Source organism: Acinetobacter sp. UNC436CL71CviS28, from assembly GCF_000620525.1.
Lineage (GTDB): Bacteria > Pseudomonadota > Gammaproteobacteria > Pseudomonadales > Moraxellaceae > Acinetobacter > Acinetobacter radioresistens.
On the sequence record NZ_JIBB01000102.1, the window covers coordinates 1 to 1188 of the forward strand.

1 protein-coding gene is annotated in these 1188 nt (G+C 33.2%); it reads left to right on the top strand.

What is annotated here, in order from left to right:
• Positions 1 to 490 precede the first annotated feature (490 nt).
• Positions 491 to 943, top strand: coding sequence for a hypothetical protein (locus tag N518_RS0115335; protein ID WP_005093372.1), 453 nt, complete (start codon positions 491 to 493; stop codon positions 941 to 943).
• Positions 944 to 1188 lie beyond the last annotated feature (245 nt).

Genomic DNA, 1188 nt, shown 5'->3' on the forward strand with positions numbered 1-1188 from the left:
AATCTTGAAGAGAGTGATGAGATTGAAAACTTTCCCTATATTTCTTGTCAGGGATTTGTCCATATATGGGAGTGCAGTGCTGAAAAATTAAAGATCTCTCTAGCCACAAGATCGCCAGAGGCTGATCTGTCAGAGATATAAATTTATATAACTTACTTAACTTATAAACCTTGATAGAACTTTTCAATAAAGTTTCGAGCTTTGAGAACCAGATCATCTGCCCCCATTTTTCCATCTAAATCGTACACAATATTCTAAAGATGTTTTTATATTTGTTGAAGTTGAGCCTGAGTCATGAAGCAAGAATCTCTAGTAATACCTAAATTTGCTTAAGTATAGCGATTATCTGCTTATAAAAATTAGGTTTTTGACCATATTGGAATCAAATATGGGGTTCACCGAATGCTTACCTAAAAAAGTTTATCAAAGCACTTGAAAAATTAATAATAAAGATTATCGTATTACGGCAACCTCAGAAAATGGATTATATATGATTCCAATGTTAGCTTCACAACTCAAGCAAGAAACCGACTGGCGTGTTATTCACTGTGAAGTATTAATGGATCAATCACATACAGATACTGATGAGGCTTTTGGAAATATCCAAATAGTATCAAAAAACGGTGTCTCTATATGTTTTGGGTTTACCTCATACAAGAATAAAGAAATCGAAATGGACGAAATCCGTATTCTAAATTCAGATAATATTGAAATATGTGTGCATAAAGATGATGGTGGTGAGGTCATACCTGCCGCTTATGACATTGCAGATCAAACAAATTGGCGAAAAATTGCAATAAATACGAAATATGAAAAAGTTAGAAGGAAAGTTAAAAGTATAAGTTTTAATCTGGATAATGAAGCTGACATTTTACATTTTGCACAAAGTCAAAAAGACTTTTCAAACTGGGTAAAAAATAAAATTTTAGAAGAAATAAGGTAAAAATCGGTAGCCTAAATTTCATCCACAGGAAATAAGGATAATTTCTATCTTGGAACCTTGATAACTGGGCAAAAATACCAAAATTGAGCATTTTCTAGCCGGGCTTATTGGCAAAAACTATCAAAAAAGCCGACTTGTTTCCAAGTCGGCTTTTCGAGTTTACGCCCTATTTCTTATAGGGCTTTGTTGCACAAACCTATCTGTAAAGGCTTTTTCAGCGATATAATTTTCAAATGAAGAAGCCT

Coding starts and splice junctions, on each gene's coding strand:
- N518_RS0115335 (WP_005093372.1), top strand. CDS start 491: ATGATTCCAATGTTAGCTTCACAACTCAAGCAAGAAACCGACTGGCGT.